Origin of the sequence: Staphylococcus sp. HMSC070D05, assembly GCF_001815595.1 — a bacterium.
Classification (GTDB): domain Bacteria; phylum Bacillota; class Bacilli; order Staphylococcales; family Staphylococcaceae; genus Staphylococcus; species Staphylococcus hominis.
In genome coordinates, this window is record NZ_KV821141.1 from 1 (window position 1) to 6,985 (window position 6,985).

General features: G+C 30.3%; 9 protein-coding genes. 6 read left to right on the top strand and 3 right to left on the bottom strand.

Going from position 1 to position 6,985, the window contains the following annotated elements:
• Positions 1-716 precede the first annotated feature (716 nt).
• Entirely contained in the window at positions 717-911 is a 195-nt protein-coding gene (locus HMPREF3046_RS07155) for a hypothetical protein (protein WP_070718078.1), read from the bottom strand.
• A 697-nt stretch (positions 912-1,608) separates the two neighbouring features.
• Between HMPREF3046_RS07155 and HMPREF3046_RS07160 the strand changes: the two genes are divergently transcribed.
• Positions 1,609-1,839, top strand: a complete 231-nt coding sequence (locus HMPREF3046_RS07160; RefSeq protein WP_064207374.1) for a hypothetical protein — start codon at positions 1,609-1,611, stop codon at positions 1,837-1,839.
• A gap of 287 nt (positions 1,840-2,126) precedes the next feature.
• Complete coding sequence (locus tag HMPREF3046_RS07165) at positions 2,127-2,828, top strand: HAD family hydrolase (RefSeq protein ID WP_070718081.1); 702 nt, start codon at positions 2,127-2,129, stop codon at positions 2,826-2,828.
• Positions 2,829-2,970: 142 nt separating this feature from the next.
• Here the strand turns inward: HMPREF3046_RS07165 and HMPREF3046_RS07170 are convergent, their stop codons facing one another.
• Together HMPREF3046_RS07170 and HMPREF3046_RS07175 are read right to left on the bottom strand one after the other, a co-directional pair.
• Positions 2,971-3,633, bottom strand: a complete 663-nt coding sequence (locus tag HMPREF3046_RS07170; RefSeq protein WP_064207376.1) for a deoxynucleoside kinase — start codon at positions 3,631-3,633, stop codon at positions 2,971-2,973.
• A complete protein-coding gene (locus HMPREF3046_RS07175; RefSeq protein WP_064207377.1) occupies positions 3,626-4,243 on the bottom strand; it encodes a deoxynucleoside kinase in 618 nt (205 codons plus the stop codon). Before HMPREF3046_RS07175 ends, HMPREF3046_RS07170 begins: the two co-directional genes overlap by 8 nt.
• Before the next feature lie 63 nt (positions 4,244-4,306).
• On the opposite strand from HMPREF3046_RS07175, the gene tadA reads away from it, so the two are divergent.
• The 4 genes from tadA to HMPREF3046_RS11030 form a co-directional block, all read left to right on the top strand.
• A complete protein-coding gene (gene tadA / locus HMPREF3046_RS07180) occupies positions 4,307-4,795 on the top strand; it encodes a tRNA adenosine(34) deaminase TadA (protein ID WP_064207378.1) in 489 nt (162 codons plus the stop codon).
• Between the two features lie 117 nt (positions 4,796-4,912).
• Complete coding sequence (locus HMPREF3046_RS07185) at positions 4,913-5,779, top strand: HAD family hydrolase (RefSeq protein WP_070718083.1); 867 nt, start codon at positions 4,913-4,915, stop codon at positions 5,777-5,779.
• Positions 5,780-5,807: 28 nt separating this feature from the next.
• Positions 5,808-6,374: an NADPH-dependent FMN reductase gene (locus HMPREF3046_RS07190; RefSeq protein ID WP_002449053.1), complete on the top strand. Its 567-nt coding sequence runs from the start codon at positions 5,808-5,810 to the stop codon at positions 6,372-6,374.
• A gap of 315 nt (positions 6,375-6,689) precedes the next feature.
• Positions 6,690-6,985: YSIRK-type signal peptide-containing protein (locus tag HMPREF3046_RS11030; protein WP_083316373.1), on the top strand; the 296-nt coding region annotated here is incomplete at its 3' end.

Genomic DNA, 6,985 nt, shown 5'->3' on the forward strand with positions numbered 1-6,985 from the left:
TATAACTATGCGGTTTCTAGCTTGTTGTTTTTATTTTAGACCAACTTTTAGGAGCACATCAAAAAGTGGGTTGGCTTCTTTTTTGCATAAAAAAACCACTCTTAACATAGCTTATGTCGAACTAAGTAAGAGTGGTGATGTAAAATAAATAAGGAGCAAAATATTATAACGAAATATTCTGCTAATTAAATTATATCCTTTACAAATAAAGAGAAACATTTTTTTATCATTTTAATAATTAATTAGATTTAAGTATAAAAAATATTATTTTTTATTTCAATATTATAGATAATTAAATTTTATTGTGCAATAATAAGTAATGAGATTGCCTAAATGACAACCCTTGACTTAGTATTTTTCTTCTATTATAAATACCATATACCTAAATACCATTATTACTTAGGTAATCTCAACATTTGAAATTCATTTAAATGATATAGATCTTTAGGGGCATAAAGCCCCTTTTTTTATACGAAAAAAACTCCCTGGTATACGACGAGTAAGACTAAAGTAATGCTAACTATGATGTTGCTCTATTTGATTATCTTACTCCAATTAATACACACATAGGTTATCATATATAACTACAAATATTTATAATGGTAGCTGCATAAATAATTCGTTCAGTCATGTATAAAATAAAGTAAATTGAAAAAGTGGAAAGACAACTTTAAATGATGTCTTTCCACTTTGTTGAGAATAGAAAATATAAGGAATTAGATATTTAAATAATGTGAAGAAATAAAATTAATGAGATACCCCATTAATGCTAATATACCAAGTGATACAAATAATGCAGAAAATCCTCTGCTAATTGTTTTATAAGCGAGTCCTTCATTTTGTGCTAAGAAGAAACTTAATGTAAATAATCCAATTCCGATTCCAAATAAAATAAAAATAACGATTAACATGAATATATCCTTTCATTTTTAGTAATGATATGATGAATATCATTGTTAAAATTACTCAATAGCATATCACAAAGATATGTTATAGAATTTGATGAATCAGTTCATTCATTTTTTTAAGTGAAGGTTGTAATCACTGTATTATCTATTAATTAAACCACTTATAGATATAAAAGCAATAAGGCAAATTTTTTATTATTTTTCAATACATCTCTTTCATTTTTTAGGGATTTGATGAATAATTTTGACTTCTAAGCAACATTTAATATGGAATAATAGGTAAATCAAGACACTTTAGCATGAATTATATCAACTTAGGCAGAAATCTCTCATAAATTAAAATATTTACTAAACTATTAGCTGTAAATATATTTAAGGAGATGAAAATCATGTTAGATATCTTTAGTTTCATTAAAAAAGTATATGATTTAGTAAGCGGTATACTTGTAAATGGTGAACCAAGAAATTAATTAATCGTTTCCCCCTAATCGAATTGAATATATATTTTCATTAATGAATACGATTAAAGCACGCTTTTTATTTAGATATAGTTACTAAATAAGAAGCGTGTTTCTTAATATGTAAATTAAAGTATAACGAATTAACATTTAGGTATTAAAAGTAAACGATTAAGGAATTGTGCACAATCTTTTGAATTTTTATGATAAAGTTAAGACACATTAAATAAGAGGTGATGACAATGACTGAAGTTAAATATTCAAACAAGGAAATTGAAATAATTTCTGATTTTCATAAGAAAAAACATCGTGATACATGTTGTATAGCACCTAAAATTAAATATCATGAAGATAAATTTGTATTTTCTCCAGTTTCTGACGATACTGAAACATCAAATATTAAAACATTTATTACAGAATGCAAAAACTGTGGAAAAGTAGAATTTTTTAATATCGCACCTGTAAGATTATAGATATATAATGAAACGTGAAACGAAAAGTTGATACATGTCAACTTGTTGTAGACAATAAAAATGAAGTGATGTATGCTATTCTTAGAGACTATTCCCTTACACGTAGTCTCATTTCCGTTGAGGCATGGTAATGCCAAAGTTATTCAAAACTAGTTTTATATATTCTTAGTTGAGTCATACCTAGAGAGGTATGGCTTTTTTTATAAATGTATGCTAAGCAGTTCTTTTACTATACTTAAAAGAACAATGTATATTACAATGAAATACGAAATAAGGAGTGTATATATATGGAATGGATATTATTTGATAAAGATGGTACATTAATTGAATTTGATCATAGTTGGGAAAAAATTGGCGTACGCCTGGTAAATAGTTTCCTAGACACGTTTCCTGTAGCGAATAAAGAAGCAACGCTTCGCAAACTAGGCGTTGTTAAAGATACGATTAGTCCAGATTCTGTTATGGGTTCAGGCTCGTTAGATGAAATTGTTCATGCGTTTAATGACGAATCAGGTAAAGATGTTTCTAAATGGACGCGTGATACAAGTCAAGCATTAGTAGATAGTCGTGAACCAGAAAATAACTGGATAGATGGCGTTTATGATATGATTCAATCATTACGATATGAAGGCTATAAAATTGGTATTGTGACTAGTGACTCTGAAAAAGGAGTGACACAATTTTTAGAAGAAACACATTCTAAAGATGCGTTTGATTTAGTCATTTCTACTGAAGCGCATGCGGCTGAAAAACCCAATCCTGAAGTACTTAAGCCACTTTTTGATCATTATGATGTTAAACCGGAAGATGTAGCCATTGTAGGTGACACAAATAATGATATGAAGACTAAAGTGAATGCAAAATTAGGTCTAGCCATTGGTGTATTAAGTGGTATCGCAAAAAAAGAGGAACTTGTGGATGCTGATTACGTAATTGAAACAGCTGTGAGTGTACCAGAAGTATTAAAAAAATATACACAAAATAATTAAACAAAAAGAGATTAAAGTATCAATGGTTATTTCTATATTTATAACATATTGGCAGCCAAGGACTAAATTAAACATGTATTTATATTCATGTTTAATTCTAGTCCTTCTTGCCTAGATGAGACAGTAAAGTCTGTCTCTTTTTTTATCGATGATCTACATTTCGATATGTTTGAATAATATGTGCAATTTTGTCGATAATTGGATCTAAAGAGTCGGGGTTTTCGTGAATATCATATTCATTAATATTCACTCTTACGATTGGACAAGCATTAAAATTGTTAATCCAATTTTCATAGCGTTTAAACAACTTTTTCCAATATACCGGATCAGTATTCATTTCCATATCGCGGCCACGTTGATGAATACGGTCGATTACTTCATCATAATCACAATCTAAATAAATTAAAACGTCTGGTTTAGGGAAATAGGGCGTCATAACCATTGCTTCAAATAATTCCGAGTAAGTTTTAAAATCTTCTTTACTCATTGTTCCTTGTTCTTCATGCATTTTTGCGAAAATATCAACATCTTCATAAATAGAACGATCTTGTATAAAGCCTCCTCCGTATTCAAACATGCGTTTTTGTTCTTTAAAACGTTCAGCTAAAAAATAAATTTGCAGATGGAAACTCCAACGTTCAAAATCATTATAGAATTTATCTAAGTAGGGGTTATGGTCTACATTTTCAAATGAAGTTCTGAAATTGAGTTTATCAGCAAGCGCTTGGGTTAATGTAGATTTTCCTACGCCTACCGTTCCAGCAATTGTAATAATTGCATTTTGAGGGATACCGTAATTATTCATATGTTATATCTCCTATCATGGGTTTAATTTGGTTTAAAATCAATTGATAATCTGATTCATTTTGTACAAAATCTAAATCAGAAGTGTCGATTAAAATCACATTAACACCTTCGTTTTTTAATGTTTCATAAAATGATAAATAATCCTTTTTTAAATTAAGTAAGTAGCTATCTTCAATTTGATGTTCAAAGCTACGGTTACGTTTAGCAATGCGACGTTTCAGTACATCTAAATCAGCATCTAAAAAGATGATCATATTAGGTAATTCAAGATCTTCAGTTAAAATATTGAAAATACGATTGAATTTATCAAATTCTGATTCGTTAAGTGTATTGCGCGCAAATATTCTATTTTTATAAATATGGTAATCACTTACCACACCTTGATTAATTTTTGCAATATCTTGTGCTTGTTTATAACGATTACAAAGGAAGAACATTTCAGTTTGAAAACTCCATTTTGAAATATCATCATAAAAATCAGAGAGAAAGGGGTTTTCATTAATAATTTCATTTTCTTCATAATAATTAAAGGTTTGGCTAATTTTATGAGTAAGAGACGATTTGCCAACGCCAATCGGACCTTCTATTGCAATAAATGGTTTATTCATAATTACATCTCCAAATGTTAAAATAGACATTGAGTATTTTATCATAAGTAAGGGATGACACATATGACAAATGATGAAATTTACATGAAATGTGCAATTGAAGAAGCGAAAAAAGCTCGACAGCTTGGTGAAGTTCCAATCGGAGCAGTGATAGTTAAAGATAACGACATTATTTCACGTGCCCATAATTTAAGAGAAACATTACAACAGCCTACTGCTCATGCTGAACACTTAGCAATAGAACGGGCAGCTAAAGTCATAGGAAGTTGGCGTTTAGAAGATTGTACATTATATGTCACATTAGAACCCTGTGTCATGTGTGCCGGCACGATTGTAATGAGTCGTATACCACGAGTTGTATATGGTGCGATGGATCCTAAAGGAGGATGCAGTGGCAGTTTAATGGATTTACTACAACAGCCACAATTTAATCATCGTGCAATTGTTGAACAGGGTGTGTTAGAAGAAGAGTGTAGCAATTTATTGAGACAATTTTTCCGTGATTTAAGAGCTAAGAAAGTTAAAAGAAACACATCACCGTACAAAAGATAATAAATTTGTTAAAATAGGAACGATAAAACAAATTTAAATTTTGTAATTGTGTTCACTGAATATGTATGTTCTAAAATATAATAGCTGTAAGTTTAGCTAATGAAATGAGGTAACGGCATGATTAAACTGATTGCAACAGATATGGATGGGACACTGTTAAATGCAGCACATGAAATTTCAGAAGAAAATATTAACGCGATTAAATATGCTCAATCAAAAGGGATTACAGTAGTCATTGCAACGGGTCGTGCGTTTTATGAAGCAAGTACACCTATGGCTGAAACAGATTTAAAAGTGCCTTATATTTGTTTAAATGGTGCAGAAGTACGTGATGAATCATTCAATATTATGAAGACCTCTCATTTAAATCATGAATTAGTAGAACGAATTAAAGCGATTCTTGATCGAGAAGACGTGTACTATCAAGTGTATACGAATAGAGGTATTTATACTGAAGACCCAACACGTGATTTAGATATCTATTTAGATATCGCAAGAAATGCAGGCCAACAAGGCGATGTTGAAAAAATTAAAGCAGGGATTCAACAACGCATTGATAACGGGACACTTAAAATTGTTGATAACTATAAAGATATTGAAGATATTCCGGGTGAACTGATTATGAAAGTATTGGCGTTTAATCCAGATCTTGAAAAAATTGAACGTATTGGAAAAGAATTATCCGCTATATCAAGTCTCGCTGTTTCATCATCATCACGTGGTAATTTAGAAATTACACATTCAGATGCTCAAAAAGGAATTGCATTAGAAACGATTGCTAATCAACTTCATATTGACTTACAAGATGTCATGGCGTTAGGAGACAATTTAAATGATGTATCCATGCTTGAACGCGTAGGTTATCCTGTTGCGATGGATAATGCGATGCCCGAAGTGAAAGCTATAGCTAAATTGGTTACAGATACCAATGAACATAGTGGTGTAGGTAAAGCAATTATGAAAGTTTTAACTGAAGAGAAATAAAATAATATTGAAGAGGTGTTAGAACAAAATGAAAGGACTTATCGTAGTAGGAAGTGCACAAGTAGGTTCACATACCAACGCACTAGCTAAATACTTAACAGGACAATTCGATAATCATGATGTCGACGTAGATATTTTTGATTTAGCTGAAAGACCATTAAATCAACTTGATTTTTCAGGCACAACACATTCAACAGAGGAAATTAAAGCGAATACAAAAGCGTTCCAGGACAAAGCAATGGAAGCGGATTTCCTAATTTTTGGTACGCCAAATTATCATGGTTCATACTCAGGCATTTTAAAAAATGCGTTAGATCACATTAATATGGATTATGTCAAAATGAAACCAGTGGGCTTAATTGGTAACAGTGGAGGTATCGTAAGTTCAGAACCACTCTCACATTTACGTGTCATTGTTCGTAGTTTATTAGGTATTGCTGTACCTACACAAATTGCGACACACGATTCGGACTATGCAAAATTAGAAGATGGTACACTGTATTTAAATGACGAAGAATTCCAATTACGTGCAAAATTATTTGTTGATCAAATCGTATCATTTGTCAATAACAGTCCGTACGAACATTTAAAATAAATTATAATAATGTTAAAAAACACATTTATAAAGGAAGAAACGAGTTTAAAGAGCGATAGATATCGCTCTTTTTTTATTTAACGAGAAAGATTGTATATCATTTGGAGATAATTATCACTTGTTCAGTTGAAGTGATTTAAAAAGATTAAAGGTACCTATCTATTGTATGACCTAATATTTATTTTTTTATTGTAAAAATTTTAAAAAGTATTGTGTTAAATGATAAAATGCACTATGCTAGAAGTGTATTTACATATAATATTATATGTAGTTTACATTTTGAAATGTGAATAATTTAATTATTAGGAGGTAAATATGAGTAAAAGAAGACAAGGTCCTATTAACAAGAGATTGGATTTTATTTCTAATAAGTTAAATAAGTACTCCATAAGAAAATTCACTGTAGGAACAGCTTCAATATTAGTTGGTGCTACATTGATTTTTGGTCACGCTGACGATGAGGCAAAAGCAGCTGAAGAAAATCATATGGAAAATACTTCTCTAAATAGTATAGAGAATGATAACGACAAAAATAATCAAAAAATTGACTCATCTAATGAAACTGCTACAACATCAACAGAAGAAAATACAGAAGATGTAACAACAAAAGA

Coding starts and splice junctions, on each gene's coding strand:
- HMPREF3046_RS07175 (WP_064207377.1), bottom strand. CDS start 4,243: ATGAATAAACCATTTATTGCAATAGAAGGTCCGATTGGCGTTGGCAAA.
- HMPREF3046_RS07185 (WP_070718083.1), top strand. CDS start 4,913: ATGATTAAACTGATTGCAACAGATATGGATGGGACACTGTTAAATGCA.
- tadA (WP_064207378.1), top strand. CDS start 4,307: ATGACAAATGATGAAATTTACATGAAATGTGCAATTGAAGAAGCGAAA.
- HMPREF3046_RS07170 (WP_064207376.1), bottom strand. CDS start 3,633: ATGAATAATTACGGTATCCCTCAAAATGCAATTATTACAATTGCTGGA.
- HMPREF3046_RS07165 (WP_070718081.1), top strand. CDS start 2,127: ATGGAATGGATATTATTTGATAAAGATGGTACATTAATTGAATTTGAT.
- HMPREF3046_RS07155 (WP_070718078.1), bottom strand. CDS start 911: ATGTTAATCGTTATTTTTATTTTATTTGGAATCGGAATTGGATTATTT.
- HMPREF3046_RS07190 (WP_002449053.1), top strand. CDS start 5,808: ATGAAAGGACTTATCGTAGTAGGAAGTGCACAAGTAGGTTCACATACC.
- HMPREF3046_RS07160 (WP_064207374.1), top strand. CDS start 1,609: ATGACTGAAGTTAAATATTCAAACAAGGAAATTGAAATAATTTCTGAT.